The sequence below is a fragment of the Halovenus anhuiensis genome, assembly GCF_037080055.1.
Classification (GTDB): Archaea; Halobacteriota; Halobacteria; order Halobacteriales; family Haloarculaceae; genus Halovenus.
This window is the reverse complement of sequence record NZ_JBAOJI010000002.1, coordinates 46,764-60,326: the sequence shown is the minus strand read 5'-3', so window position 1 is coordinate 60,326 and position 13,563 is coordinate 46,764. Positions and strand designations below refer to the sequence as shown.

Here is a 13,563-nt window from a genome sequence, read left to right as displayed (position 1 = left end):
ATAAAATTGTCTAAAGTGGGCAGAAACGCAGGAATTCCACAATCGAGAGGTTGCTAGTGAAAACTTACTTGCGCTTTCGGCACTGAGATCCGGTAATGGCCAACGAGACGGATCCGGGGGAGTTTGGGGTGCTCCGAAGCAAACGGAACGCGACCAGATACCAGATTCTGGTCGAGATCGCAGAGCGCCAGCCAGCAGTGAACCAACAGGAGATTGCGGACGCCATCGGGATCACCGCACAGGCAGTCAGCGACTATCTGCAAGATCTCGTCGAGCAGAGCTACGTAAACAAACACGGTCGAGGGCGGTACGAGGTGACGAAAGAGGGCGTCGACTGGCTCATCTCACAGACCGACGACCTCCGGGAATTCGTCGATCACGTCTCCGAGGACGTGATCGGACAGGTCGAGACCGAGACCGCAATTGCCTCCACGGAGATCAGCGAAGGCGAAACGGTGACGATGACTATGCAGGACGGGGTGTTGCGAGCGATGGCTGGCGACACCGGGGGTGCAACTGCCGTCGCAGTGACAGCGGCAGAGCCGGGAGACGACGTGGGGATCACGAACTTCGAGGGCGTCGTCGATTACGAACTCGGCACGGTCGCGGTCGTCTCGATCCCGCAGGTCCAAAACGGCGGGAGCAGAGCGGTCGACGGTGAGCGAGTCACCGAACTGGCCGACGAATACGATCTGATCGCCGTCGCCGGTGCCGAGGCCGTCGCACTCGCAGATCGAACCGGACTCGATCCAGATATTCGGTTCGGGAGTCCCGAGGCGGTTCAGGAGGCCGCAGCGAAGGGACTCGACGTGCTCCTGCTCGCCGCAACAGACGCGCTATCACGGCACACCGACAAACTCAGAGAGCAAAACGTGAGCTACGAAGTCGTCGACGGTGCCGACTGAATCGTAGGAACTGGCTACTCCAGTCGAAACAAAGGGGATAGATTTTGGGAAATGATCGGTCTCAGTTATCGAATCTAGCCTGGACGAACGGTTGTACGTCCTCGATATCCCCGAGTCTGGAATCGGAGAGTAAGACTGCTTCCGTCTCTTCGAGTGGAACCGAGAGGCTGATTTCCTTGGTGCGACCGTACCGTCCTTTCGAGACGACGACGGCGTTGACGATGCCGAGCATATCGAGTTCGCTGATGAGGTCGGTGACACGGCGCTGAGTGAGTACGTCGGTGTCGAGTTCCTCACAGAGCCGTTTGTAGATATTGTAGACCTCGCCGGTGTTGATGTTGTGCACACCCTGCTTTTCGAGAAGGATGATCGCGAAGAGGACGAGTTTCGACTGCTGCGGGAGCGTGCGGACGACTTCGACGACGCGGTCGATTTCGATTTTCTCCTGGGCCTCCCGGACGTGATCCTCCTCGACGTGGTTGGTGTCGTCTCGCTCGGCGAGTTCGCCCGCGGTTCGGAGCAGATCCAGCGCCCGGCGGGCGTCGCCGTGTTCCTGTGCAGCGAAGGCCGCACAGAGCGGGATGACCTCGTCGGTCAACGCGCCGTCTTTGAACGCAATCTCGGCGCGGGCTTCGAGGATGTCCCGGAGTTGGTTGGCGTCGTAGGGTGGGAAGACAATCTCTTCCTCACCGAGACTGGAGTTGACGCGGGGGTCGAGGAAGTCTGTGAACTTCAGATCGTTGGAGATGCCCATGATCGAGACGCGGGAGCGTTCGAGTTCGGAATTCATCCGGGAGAGATTGTACAGTGTGTCGTCACCGGACTTCTCGACGAGTTTGTCGATTTCGTCGAGCATGATCACGACCACGCGCTCGCGGTAATCGACCGCGTCGAAAAAGGAGTTGTAGACGCGGTCGGTCGGCCAGCCAGTCATCGGGACCTCGCTGAACGAGTCTTTCTCGGATTCGAGTGTCTCGATTTCGTCCTCGACGGCCTCGATGGAGTCGAACTCGACGTCGGAGAGTGCCGCTGGGTTCTCGCGCGCGCGTTCGATCAACGATTCGTACTCGTCGATGCTCTCGTCGATCCGCGTGCGGTTCTTGTCGATAAACTTGTTGGCCAACTGCGCGAGCACCCGGTACTGTGTGTCGGTCACCTCACAGTTGATGTACTCGACCTCACAGGGGACCTCGTACTTCTTCGAGGTGGATTCGAGTTCCTCGCTGACGAATTTCGCGCTCGCAGTCTTGCCGGTCCCTGTCTTCCCGTAGATCAGAATGTTCGACGGTGTGTCACCGCGCAGCGCGGAGACGAGAATCGTCGCCATGTTGTTGATCTGATCCTCGCGATGCGGGAGTTTCCGAGGAGTGTACGAGGGGCGAAGGACTTCCTTCTTCTCGAAAATCGGCTCCCCCGAGAGAAGGTCGTCGAACAGACCGCGAGAGGGACCCTCTTCGTCGGGTGTCTCGTCGCGAAGCATCTCGTCGATTCGCGTTTCGGGGATGTCGTCGTCCGAAGCCTGGTCGTCCGAATCTGAGAGGGTCGGGTCGACTTCGGTGTCTTGCGTCGCATTCTGATCGGTGTCAGAGAGCCCCGACGGAGAACTCTCACCACGAAGGTGGTCCTCAGCTGCCGTGGCGTCGTCCTCCTCGTAGCCGACGCTTTCGTCTTCTGTCCCGGAATCAACTGAGCCTGTCTCCTCGTGAGAGTGTTCGTTCGTGTCTGTCATGCGTCGTTTGTGTACGTCGCTCGGTTCCAGCCTACCCCTTCGTTTCGAGTGGAAACCGCGGGACGCAAACGGAAGACCCGGTTACCAGACCTCAGACGTGTCGAAATCGGGAGTCTCGGATATCCGTCGCGTCCAAATGAACCACAAGAAACCCCGGTTGAGACTATATTAAAGATTTCGATTGTTCGTACGCCTTCTCTCTGAGGAAGTGTGAGAAAGTGTTACCAAGTGAGAACGAGACGAACGAGAACCGCCTCGAAATGAATTGGAACTATGAGTAACGCTTTCCCCACTGACCCCCCCACCCCTTCGTTTCGGGTGGAACGGCTAGAACAGGGACCGGGGGGTGATCGAATCGTTTCGCTCTAGACTAGGAAAGTTTTATATTGAGTGTACGTTAACCAAACCCGTACTAGAAAGAAATAGAATACGCTAGCTAGTCGACGTTATTTTACTAGTATTCCTAGTGTATTTATCTAGACGAAGTCGAGAGTTTGGCCGAAGTCTGGTGATTCGAATAGATACGAAATCGAACACTCTCCCGAACTCCCCCACGCACAGGATGGTGGCTCACGTCGTTCCAGTTGAAACGAAGGGGTGGGGGGGAGGGGTTTCCGGACAGAAACACCTCCCGAGATACTTCTTGGAACAAGGGCGAGCAGGTGTCGCTGCTTCGGGAGCCGATCTCGATGTGTCGCAGCGTTAGACACTCTCTTCATCTGATTCGAGCGTCTATCCCGCTTCAGTCCGGTGGTTCTGTTCGATTCGTGATACTAGTTTGATGTATGTCTGACATACTCTTAAGTAAGTAGCGTCGGCTTGTTGAGTCAAGCCCCATTTGTGGGGTCAGGAGGAAAGGATGGGACTGCTAACAAGCCTCAGATCAAGTATCGCAACGTTGTTCTCCGACGAGGAGCCCAAGCGGATCGGCATCTACGGTCCGCCGAACGCTGGGAAGACGACCCTCGCAAACCGCATCGCGCGGGACTGGACCGAGCACGGTGACGCCATCGGTCCGGAGAGCCACGTGCCACACGAGACGCGACGCGCACGCAGGAAGGAAAACGTCGAAATCGAGCGTGACGGCAAGACCGTTACCATCGATGTCGTCGACACGCCGGGTGTCGCGACGAAGGTCGATTACACCGAGTTCCTCGAACACGACATGGAGAAAGACGACGCCGTTCGTCGCTCCCGCGAAGCGACAGAGGGAGTCGCCGAGGCCATGCACTGGCTTCGGGAGGACGTCGACGGCGTGATTTACGTCCTCGATTCGACGACCGATCCGTTCACGCAGGTCAACACGATGTTGATCGGGATCATCGAGAGCCAGGATCTTCCAGTACTAATCCTGGCCAACAAGATCGATCTCGAAGATTCGAGCGTCCAGCGAATCAGAAACGCCTTCCCACAACACGAAACCATTCCGCTGTCGGCACTCGAAGGCGACAACATGGACGAAGTGTACGACAAAATCGCGGAGTACTTCGGGTGATATCATGTCGACGACACCACAACCAGACGGCGAGGGCGTTCAGATCGATCTTATCAGCGCGGCACGGATGGACGGATTGGCGAGTATGGAGAAGATCCGGCTCATCCTCGATGGCGTCCGTGACGGAAACATCGTCATCCTCGAAGAAGGACTCACCCCGGACGAAGAGTCTCGCCTGATCGAAGTGACGATGACGGAGATCAGCCCCGACGAGTTCAACGGGATCGAAATCGAGACCTACCCCCGGTCGGAGACGGCGGACGCGAGTTTCCTCGACCGGCTCATGGGTCGGGAATCGACGAACAAGCTCACGGTTATCGGCCCGGCAAACCAGATCGAGACGCTGCACAAAGACGAGACGATCATCCAGACGCTCGTTTCACGGAAATAGGCCAATGCCACACCAGTGTACAGACTGCGGCCGGCAGTTCGACGACGGTTCGAAAGAGATGTTGTCGGGCTGTCCGAGCTGCGGCGGGACGAAATTCCAGTTTCTCCCGGACGGACACGCCGACCAGGAGCCAACACCGGAGGAGCCACCGTCGGTCGAAGAGCCGGGTTCTTCAGTCGCTCGGAAAGTCGGTAGCGCCGCGACTGCAGTCCGGGATTTCGTCGGGAGTTCGGCTCCGGAGTCGAATTCGCCGGCGTCGACGGAACGCCCACCGACGCCGGAATCGAGTTCGGGAGCACAGTCACAGCGTTCGGAGCTGTCCACTCCAGCGGAACCGAAGGGGTCGGAGCTGTCGACTACAGCGGAACGGTCCGAGGGGACTGCGACATCGAGCCCTGGCACGACCGAGCGTCGTTCCGAACCTGCGTCGCCGTCGACAGGTGGGCCGGAGACAGCCACCAGCGCGGACAGCCTGCGCGAATCCGAGTCGGCCTCGATGCAAACGGCCGACTCCGAAAACGACGCCCAGGCCAGCGCCCGGAGTGAGGTAATCTCACCGGAAGAACTCCCACCGAAACCCGAGCAATCCGGCTGGGAGCAGACAACACCCGGTCCTCAGACCGAGCCAGAACCAGACGAACCGGAGCAGACCGAACGGCCGGATCTCTCGGAGCTCCGTGCCGAACTCAACCAGCAGTTTGAGTCGATCAAAGTGCTGGAACCCGGTCAGTACGAACTCAATCTGATGGAGCTATTCGACCGCGAGGAGTATATCATTGCCCTGCAGGAAGACGGCAAGTACACCGTGCAGGTTCCGGAACACTGGCAGGATTGACCTCCTCGACGACGAACTCGGTGCTATTCCGCGAAGGCCAACTCAGCCACTAACTCCACGTTCGAGCAACACGCCGAGTACGACCGCCGGCACCCGAAATCCGTCGGCGACAGTTACCCGTACCGACGATCCGTCGACCTCGGTGTCGATATCCTCGAGAATCGTCAGAATTACCTCGACGACCGCCGAGTCGCCGCCGACCTGTGCGGAGATATCTTCTCTGTCGAGTTGGCCAAGCGCATTGAGCGTCTGATCGAGATCCTGGGCCATCGAATCGTTCGGTGCAACGAGTGTCACCGTCAGGACGCCGTCAGCCGACAGACTGGCGGAGCCGTATTCGATGGCATCGGCCAGCCCCGTCGCGAACGAGAGTTCGAGACTGGCGAACGTTTCGGGTGGAACGACGAACCCGCCGCGAAGCATCCCCTCCTCAGCCTCGTCGAAGCCGTCGATTGCGCCGCCGCCGATCCGGCGTCCATCTCCAGCCCGCAGGTCGACGATTGCTTCGAGTTCCGTTCTCGACCCGAGTGCGTATCGATTCCCGCCGAGATGACAGAGCAGGAGCTCCCACGAGAGTCGATCGCTGCTGGTCACCCACATCGTCTGTTCGCGATACTCAACAGTGTCGAGTAGATGCCCGCGTTCGGCCAAACGGTCCCGAACCGTCTGTGGGTCCGTGTCGGACTCGAAGATGAGCCCGGCGTAAGTTCCCGACTCGGTCGGCATCCCACCGAACGCGCTCACCTCCCCCATTTCCCGTGGATCGAGGGCGGTCGCGGCAGTGATCGTCTCGAACAGTTCGGACGTGCTACTCGCGCCGTCGATAGCCAGCGTCCCCAGTTCCTGATCGGTGGCAGTCACGAATCCGTCGTCAGTCAGCAGTTCGCTTCCGGTCCAACTGAAGACGAACTCTGAGCGTTCGGGTACGTCGTCGACCGTCGATCCGTCCGTCGCAGCGGTAACTTCCTCCTGAGTCTGGAGATACGCGTAGCCGATCACGCCGACTGCACCGAGTCCGACGCCGGCTTTCAGCAGTTGCCGGCGCGTCTCGCCGTCTGCTGTCCCCGACCCGGCACCACCCGCTGCCGGCGCTCCGCCGCCCTGTTCGGCGCCCGGCCGCGCATCGTCTTCTGCCCACGGCGCGCCGCCGGCCGCCGTCGGTGGCTGACCGCCGCTGTGCTCTCCGTCTGGTCCGGGATTCTCTTCGGCCATCCTGTTGTCTGACATACCGTTCCAACGGATAATAAAATAGGGATCCGTTTCGAGTGGAAGCTGTCTGTTACCGACTATTCGCCCGTGGATCGAGATTCAGCCGACTCCGCACGCCGTCGAACAGTCCGCGTCGGTCGGCAACCACGGCCACGAGAACGACGAACCCGACGAGCGCGACGACCAGCGACTGCGTCCCGACCGTTTGGAGTGTTCCGTCGATTACGGCGACCATTCCTTCGATGATTGGATCGGACTCCTCACTCCCGACACCGACTGTTCCTTTCAACGCCGGACCAGCGAGGAATCCGAGAACCGCTCCGAGGATCCCGGCCACGAGGAATCCGGTTCCACCCACCGTTGCGGTCCGATCGACCGACCGGCTCACCCCGTAGACCACAGCGAGGAGTCCGGCGGCGAGCAGCGGCAGGAGCCACGCCAACGTGACCGTGAGAGATGCTCCAGTCCGGACCGGCCCAAGCGTAGACTCTGGATCGTCGTCCTCGCTGACTAGTGATTGCTCGTCGGGTACCTCTGCGAGTGCGGCGTCACCGATTGCCGCCTTGATCCGTTGTTCGTCCGCAGCGAGTTGTTCGACGTACTCCTCGTGAGTCAACTCGCCGGTCAGTCCGTCGAGCACGGTGTACTGGTGATCGAGAATGGCCCCAACCAACTCGTCGGACGTATTCGAGAGTTGCTGTTTGACGTTCGTTTCGATCTCGGCTTCGAGTTCGGCGCGTTCTTCGTCGCTGAGATCGAGTTGGGCCTCCTGGTACTCCTGTTCACCCTCGCTGAGCATCGCGATCCGTTCCGCGCCAATCCGGTCGGTGTTCGCGCCGACCAACTGCGGCGTATCGACCGTCGTCCCGTCGATAATCTCTGCTCTGATCGACGCCTTGATCTCCCGGAGATTGGTCCGCAGATCGAGTTCTTCTGTCTCTCCGCGGAGATATCGGAGCCCGATTTCGATGTTCCGGCTCAACTCCCCGGCGACGAACTCGTCGGTCACGGTCCGGTTGGCGACTGTCTCTCCGTCGAGATCGATCGAAATGCCCGTCGGGACCTCACGCTGTTCGTCAGAGCGATCGATTTTCGTCGCAATCTCACCTCTCAATTCACCCCCGATTTTGGCGTCGACTTGTTCGTCCTCGAACTGCTCCGCGACGTACTGATCGTCGAGAGCGGTTCGTTCGACCCCTGTCGCGACCGTCGCACCGAACAAGGTGATCGTCAACAGGACACTCAACAGTACAACGGCGAGTGTTCGCCCCGTACTCATCGGTCTCCTCCTCCCATTCCGCTAGTCACGCGTCACTAACCCCGAATTCCCCGGTTTTCGTTCCCAGCCGTTCATCGTTTCAGTACTAGCAGGTCGCTATTGATACTGATAAATCTTATCGCAGATTCTGCCGAGTCGCTCGCTCCCGTCCGCATAGATCTCAACCGGACTGACAGACAGCGTGTATGACAACGGCTGACAGTATTTCCCCACCCTCGTCAGGCGATTATCAACTGTTAAAATTACGATAGATGTCTGACGCCGTTTAATGTGTATGGAAGGCCTTGACATACGTATGAGCATACACCGCAGCGAGTTCGAGCGTATCCGCACGGTTCTGGAGGAAGCCGATGCGGACGGACCGCTGACGGCCCGTGAGATTCTGCAGTTGCTCGAGGAACACGACGAGGAATTCGAGAGCGCACATCGTATCGCGACCGTGTTGGGGCGTCGTGCGGAAACTGGCGAAGTCGAAGTTATCAGAGACCAACCCTACCGCTACCGGTTCGATACCACAGGCACCTGATCGCTCGCTCCCACCGACTCCGATCGGTTTAGTTTCCGAACAGATTTACTGCTGGTGTTCGCACAGCCGTACGAATGGCTCGATCAGCGGATGATTCAGCGACCCCTGCCGATGAGTCTGACTCAGCGACCCCGTCCGACGAGTCCGGCGCAGCCACCGCTCCCGGCCCATCTGCCCGGTTCGTTGCTCGCTTCTCGCCATCGATGCGGACGCCGATCACGCGGGGAGCAGTCGCCCTCGTGGTCACGCTGGGGCTGTTCGCGAGCGCGATGGTCCTTTCGGAGAGCCTCGTCGCCGCGTTCAGCGCCGTCGTCACGATGGGTGAGCCAGGATCGTTGAGAAGGCTGTTTGTCAATACGGCCGCGCTTCAGGTGCTCGGCTTCGGTGTTCCAGCGGCGGCGTATCTCCTCGCCCATCGCCAGCGCTGGCGGTCGTATCTCAGGCTCAGGGAGTGTACGCAGTGGACCGTCTTCTACGGGACGGCGGTCGGACTCGGGCTGATGCTCGTGACCGTGGCAGCGACGGTCCTGTTCAATCTACTCGACATTGCGCCGGCCGAATCGGCCGCCGGACAGGCCCCCGACCCCCTGTTCTATCTCGTGTTGTTCGTCGTTTCTTCGCTGGTCGCCGTCCCCATGGAAGAGCTGTTTTTCCGCGGCCTCCTCCAGCGACGCCTCACCGACGGGACGCACGCCATTTTCGGTATCGCGGTTCCGAGCGTCCTCTTCGCGTCGATCCACTCGACTGTCTCTGTCGGTTCCGGCGGCGAAGCGCTCGCCTTCGGGATGTTCGTCACGTTCGGGCTGGTTTTGGGCTTTGCCTACCACTACACGGACAATTTGTTCGTTCCGATTATCGGCCACGTCACGTTCAACGGCGTCCAGATTCTCGTCAGAGGGCTGGAGGTGGCCGCCTGATCAAAACTGCAGTCTGAGCCAGCCCAGTCCGGGGACTCGCTGCTCCGCCGTGCCGACGACCCACTCCGGTTTGACCGGATCGAGGTTCCCGTTGCCCGACTGATCGTAGGTCGGGTTGTGGTCTCCTTTGGTGATGAACCCGGCGTGAGGTGCCTCCTCGCAGAGTTGGGGATCAGAGACGTACGACTCGTTTGCCTTCTCACACCAGTTTTCGCCCTCCTCGACCCAGAACATCGCCCTGTGAATGATCGGTGTCACCTCCTCGTTCCCCTGGGGATTGTAGACGATCACGTCGCCGTCCTGCCCGAATTTCTCGTAGCCGGCTTCGGCTCCCTGCTGGGCAGTTACGACACCGGTCTCGTCGTGGGCTGCCTCGGGCTGAAAGCGGTCGGTCTCCATGACGAACACCAGATCGTTCTGAGACATGTTCGGCTCCATGCTTCCGCTCTCGATGGCGACCATCGGCGGCCAGACGCCGCTGATCATGAAAATATACAGTCCGACCAGCAGGACTGCGCCGACGCTCGTAACGATGTCTCTGAGGAACATCGTCAGTTCGTCGGGTTCGCCCGAATCTGGCCCATTCGCTCGCGTCGCCCTCGGCGGATCGCGTGTTCCGCCGGCTGTGGGTCTATTCCGGGAATCGGACTCGCCGGCGGATCCGGTTTCTCCCGGCTTGGTGGTCCTCTCCCCCCTCGTTTCATCTGCAGATCTGTGTGTCCCGTCAGCCGCCGGAGGTCGATCCCCGGGATCGCCCGGTTCGTCGCGCTCCTCGGGGGCAGTCATCGTGGGCCTTTGCCCCCTCTCTCGCTTGAATCTTCTGCTTCGCTGACCATCATCGTCCGTCGCTGGTGCCCTCCACGGCGTCGATTGCTCGCTGGCCGGCCTCCCGGACATCCGCCGGCAGCATCTCGTTGCCGTCCAGTTCCTCGGGGGTGAACCACACCCACGCTTCCGGTGGGGCCTCGCCCGGTCCGGGGTCGAGATCACGACTCTCGGCGCGGCCGTAGTAGATGAAATCAATGTGCTGGTGGCCGACTTCGCCGTCGCTGACGTTGATATCTTCGAGCAGGAAATGCTGGGGTTTCGGGATCGAGCGTGCGGTTTCGGATTCCAGTCCTGCGGAATCGGGGGTCACAAGCGCTACGTCCAGCCCCAACTCCTCGCGAGTCTCTCGCTTTGCCGCCTCGTGTGGCAACTCGTCACGGTCGATGTGGCCGCCGGCCGGCAGCCACATATCGAGTTTGTCGTGTTCGTGCAGCGCGACTGCGCCGTCGTTGACGACGTACACCGTCGCGACGAAATGCCGTGTCGTCTCCATACCCTCCCCAAGGCGAGCACCCGCTAATGCGTTATGTCCTCGCTTCCCACCGGTACGTTGAACTGGCCGTATCCCTCACAGAGAGACGATGGACGAAGACAGCCGAATCGCGCCCGTCGAAAACGTGCCGGCAGACAGCAGTCTCCTCTTTACGATCCGTGATGGCTTCGACAAGGAGGAAGCGATTCTCCTCAAACTCGCCGACGGTGTGGTCGCGCTGAAAAACTACTGCCCGCACTGGACAGACGTTCGCCTCGATTCCGGCAGCGGTGCAACAGTTCGCGACGACGAACTCGTCTGTACGAAACACGGCGCGACCTTCGAGACAGAGACTGGCGATTGCACGTACGGTCCCTGTGAGGGCGCGACCATCGAAGAACTCGGCGTGACCGTCGAGGACGGTGTGGTCTACCTCACCGACGACACGTACGACTTCGAGAATCTCGGTCCCTCGGGCGAACACGACCTCTCGTCGCGAGGCCGGATCGGCTTCTCGGGCAACTGAGTTGTCCTATTCGACCCGAAACAGTGGTTCCTCGACGTTCTCGCTTTTACAGTCCGGGCAGCGACTCGGTCGATTGATCAGGTCATCGAACTCGTCGAATCCACACTCCCGACACTCCGGGGGCGCGACGAGCAGTTGTTCGGGGCCGTCCGAGAGCGATTTCGAGATGTGCTCGACGTGGCTGAGCGCCTCCTGGGTCGTGATGTCGAACTCGTTGGCAATCGTCCCGGCCTGCAGTGGCTCTTCCCGCAGTCGGTCGGCGATTCGCTGGCGTGTCGTCCGCTCGGCCTCGCGCATACCGACGCTACGGCGGCCCGCCTAATCGGGGTTTCGCCAGTCCCGTCAGGCCTCGGGCGTCTCTTCCATGATGTCCGGCACACCCTTGGCGGTGAGCGTCTCGCCGATGATGTAGGAGGAAGCCTCGCTGGCGAGGAACTGCGTGATATCGGCAATCTCTTCGCTCACGCCGATCCGGCGGTCGACCTCACTGCGGTCGATGTTGTCGGCGCTGACGCCCATCTGGGACTCGACGCCCGGCGTGGCGACGAAGCCAGGGGCGATGCAGTTGACGCGGATGCCGCGGTCGGCGTACTCGTGAGCGACCGTCGACGTGAAGTTGATGACGCCGGCCTTCGCGGCGGCGTAGTGGCTCATGTAGGGTGCGCCTTTCTGGCCGGCGACGCTTGCGAAGTTGATCACGCTACCGCCGCTCTCTTCGAGGTGGTCGGCCGCGGCCTGCGTGCAGTGATAGGTGCCGTGGAGGTTGATGTCGACGATGGTCTTCCAGCCGTTCTCGCTGATATCGTCGAAACCGGCCATGAAACTCGCGCCGGCGTTGTTGACGAGCACGTCGATGCCGCCGAACTCCTCGACTGTGGCCTCGACGAGTGCCTCGACAGCCTCACGGTCGGTCACGTCACACTCGATGGCCAGCGCCTCGCCGGGCCGCTCGCTCTCGTTGATCTCCTCGGCGACCGGGTCGACGTTGTCCTGCTCTCGGGAGCAGATGACAACGTCCGCGCCGCCGGCGGCGAACTCTTCGGCAATCGACCGGCCAATCCCGCTGGATGCGCCGGTGATGATCGCACGTTTCCCGTCGACACTGAATCGCTCCGTGTTTGGTGCTGTCATAGCTACTCCGGATTTGCAGGCGGGTACTAATAAAAGGTCGTACAATGTTGTTTCACTATTCCGATCCGAGTTACAATGTTCAATACTCTGCCCTGTGGTGCTGTCCCGCCAGAACGGTGATTGAACCTGTTCTCGGGCTGGAAAATCAGGAGACTTTTGCTCGCGTGTCGTCGATATGTGTGTATGGATCACGAGACGGCCGGACAGCGCTCCGAAGCGGTTATCGACGCCATCGGAGAGGCTGTCATCGCCGACCGGCAGTTTCTGCGCACGACCCTGACTGGGATCCTCGCCCGCGGACACGTCCTGCTGGAAGATGTCCCCGGGACAGGAAAGACCCTGACCGCACGCACGTTCGCGACCGCGCTGGGATTGTCCTTCCAGCGAATCCAGTTCACACCGGATCTCCTCCCCGCGGATATCACGGGCTCGAACATCTACAACGACGCCAGCGGCGAGTTCGAGTTCTCCCGCGGCCCCATCTTCGCGAACGTCGTACTGGCAGACGAGATCAACCGCGCGCCACCGAAGACCCAGGCGGCCCTGCTGGAGGCGATGGGCGAAAAACAGGTCACCGTCGACGGCGAGACCTACGACCTTCCGGAGCCGTTTTTCGTCATCGCGACCCAGAACCCCGTCGAGCAGGAGGGCACGTTCGGTCTGCCCGAGGCTCAGCGAGACCGCTTCATGATCAAGAGTTCGCTGGGCTATCCCGACGCCGAGGGTGAACGACTCCTGCTGGACCGCCGGGCCGGCCGCAGCGAGCGCACCCCTTCTATCGAACCGGTTCTTGACGGTGACCAGGTCCGCGAACTCCAGCAGGTTCCCGAAGCGGTCGAGGTCGATCCCCGACTCCGGGATTATATCATCGAACTCGGTCGGTGGACCCGCTTCGACGACCGGGTCGAAGTGGGGATTTCGCCCCGTGGCATCCAGCGGTTGTTCGAGGCCACTCGTGCTCGCGCGACCGTCGCCGGCCGGGAGTACGTCGTGCCCGACGATATCAAGGAGATGGCTGGACCGGTCTTCGCTCACCGCCTCGTGTTGGGCGCGGACGCGAGCGTCCGAGAGATTAGCCCAACCGAGATCGTCGAGGACGCGCTCGGAAACGTCCCGGTTCCCGCCGTCGACGAGGACCAACCCGAACCGACCCACGCCGCCGCCAACGGCGGGACCGAGTACCGCGACGACCCCACTCGCCGGGACGGTACCACTCCCCCGGGCCAGAGCCAGCAGAGCCAGGGGAATCAGAACCACCAACAGAACGCGGCCGGCCGGGAGAGACAATCGAATCGCAACCCCGACCGGCGCGATCAGTAA

15 protein-coding genes are annotated in these 13,563 nt (G+C 60.7%); 8 read left to right on the top strand and 7 right to left on the bottom strand.

From position 1 onward, the window contains the following. Window positions 1–95 precede the first annotated feature (95 nt). On the top strand, window positions 96–905 hold the full coding sequence (locus V8P86_RS06130; RefSeq protein ID WP_336326370.1) for a DUF7839 domain-containing protein: 810 nt from the start codon (window positions 96–98) through the stop codon (window positions 903–905). A gap of 61 nt (window positions 906–966) precedes the next feature. On the opposite strand, the gene V8P86_RS06125 is transcribed toward V8P86_RS06130, so the two are convergent. Continuing rightward, window positions 967–2,634: a Cdc6/Cdc18 family protein gene (locus V8P86_RS06125; RefSeq protein WP_336326369.1), complete on the bottom strand. Its 1,668-nt coding sequence runs from the start codon at window positions 2,632–2,634 to the stop codon at window positions 967–969. Window positions 2,635–3,493: 859 nt separating this feature from the next. Between V8P86_RS06125 and dipA the strand changes: the two genes are divergently transcribed. Genes dipA through V8P86_RS06110 form a run of 3 tightly spaced genes read left to right on the top strand, consistent with a single transcriptional unit; the run spans window position 3,494 to window position 5,355 of the window. Next, on the top strand, window positions 3,494–4,129 hold the full coding sequence (gene dipA, locus V8P86_RS06120) for a divisome-positioning GTPase DipA (protein ID WP_336326368.1): 636 nt from the start codon (window positions 3,494–3,496) through the stop codon (window positions 4,127–4,129). 4 nt (window positions 4,130–4,133) lie between these two features. After that, on the top strand, window positions 4,134–4,520 hold the full coding sequence (dipB, locus tag V8P86_RS06115) for a divisome-positioning protein B (protein ID WP_336326367.1): 387 nt from the start codon (window positions 4,134–4,136) through the stop codon (window positions 4,518–4,520). 4 nt (window positions 4,521–4,524) lie between these two features. Beyond that, entirely contained in the window at window positions 4,525–5,355 is an 831-nt protein-coding gene (locus V8P86_RS06110; protein WP_336326366.1) for an OapC/ArvC family zinc-ribbon domain-containing protein, read from the top strand. A 42-nt stretch (window positions 5,356–5,397) separates the two neighbouring features. Here the strand turns inward: V8P86_RS06110 and V8P86_RS06105 are convergent, their stop codons facing one another. Continuing rightward, the gene (locus V8P86_RS06105; RefSeq protein ID WP_336326365.1) at window positions 5,398–6,582 is read right to left on the bottom strand and encodes a hypothetical protein; all 1,185 of its coding nucleotides are present in this window, start codon (window positions 6,580–6,582) and stop codon (window positions 5,398–5,400) included. A gap of 52 nt (window positions 6,583–6,634) precedes the next feature. Next, window positions 6,635–7,843, bottom strand: a complete 1,209-nt coding sequence (locus V8P86_RS06100; RefSeq protein WP_336326364.1) for a hypothetical protein — start codon at window positions 7,841–7,843, stop codon at window positions 6,635–6,637. A gap of 295 nt (window positions 7,844–8,138) precedes the next feature. Between V8P86_RS06100 and V8P86_RS06095 the strand changes: the two genes are divergently transcribed. After that, window positions 8,139–8,369 carry a hypothetical protein gene (locus V8P86_RS06095; protein WP_336326363.1) on the top strand — a complete coding sequence of 77 codons (231 nt, stop codon included), beginning with the start codon at window positions 8,139–8,141 and terminating at the stop codon, window positions 8,367–8,369. A gap of 74 nt (window positions 8,370–8,443) precedes the next feature. Then, on the top strand, window positions 8,444–9,286 hold the full coding sequence (locus V8P86_RS06090) for a CPBP family intramembrane glutamic endopeptidase (RefSeq protein ID WP_336326362.1): 843 nt from the start codon (window positions 8,444–8,446) through the stop codon (window positions 9,284–9,286). Here V8P86_RS06090 and V8P86_RS06085 read toward each other — a convergent pair whose 3' ends face one another. Continuing rightward, complete coding sequence (locus tag V8P86_RS06085) at window positions 9,287–10,072, bottom strand: S24/S26 family peptidase (protein ID WP_336326361.1); 786 nt, start codon at window positions 10,070–10,072, stop codon at window positions 9,287–9,289. It lies immediately after the preceding gene. 49 nt (window positions 10,073–10,121) lie between these two features. Continuing rightward, entirely contained in the window at window positions 10,122–10,607 is a 486-nt protein-coding gene (locus tag V8P86_RS06080; RefSeq protein WP_336326360.1) for an NUDIX hydrolase, read from the bottom strand. An 88-nt stretch (window positions 10,608–10,695) separates the two neighbouring features. Between V8P86_RS06080 and V8P86_RS06075 the strand changes: the two genes are divergently transcribed. Continuing rightward, window positions 10,696–11,112 carry a Rieske (2Fe-2S) protein gene (locus V8P86_RS06075; protein WP_336326359.1) on the top strand — a complete coding sequence of 139 codons (417 nt, stop codon included), beginning with the start codon at window positions 10,696–10,698 and terminating at the stop codon, window positions 11,110–11,112. A 6-nt stretch (window positions 11,113–11,118) separates the two neighbouring features. Here V8P86_RS06075 and V8P86_RS06070 read toward each other — a convergent pair whose 3' ends face one another. After that, window positions 11,119–11,409 (bottom strand): transcriptional regulator, encoded by a 291-nt coding sequence (locus V8P86_RS06070; protein ID WP_336326358.1) that lies wholly within the window; start codon window positions 11,407–11,409, stop codon window positions 11,119–11,121. Between the two features lie 45 nt (window positions 11,410–11,454). Beyond that, a complete protein-coding gene (locus tag V8P86_RS06065) occupies window positions 11,455–12,243 on the bottom strand; it encodes an SDR family NAD(P)-dependent oxidoreductase (RefSeq protein WP_336326357.1) in 789 nt (262 codons plus the stop codon). A gap of 183 nt (window positions 12,244–12,426) precedes the next feature. On the opposite strand from V8P86_RS06065, the gene V8P86_RS06060 reads away from it, so the two are divergent. Then, window positions 12,427–13,563 (top strand): AAA family ATPase, encoded by a 1,137-nt coding sequence (locus tag V8P86_RS06060; RefSeq protein ID WP_442909369.1) that lies wholly within the window; start codon window positions 12,427–12,429, stop codon window positions 13,561–13,563.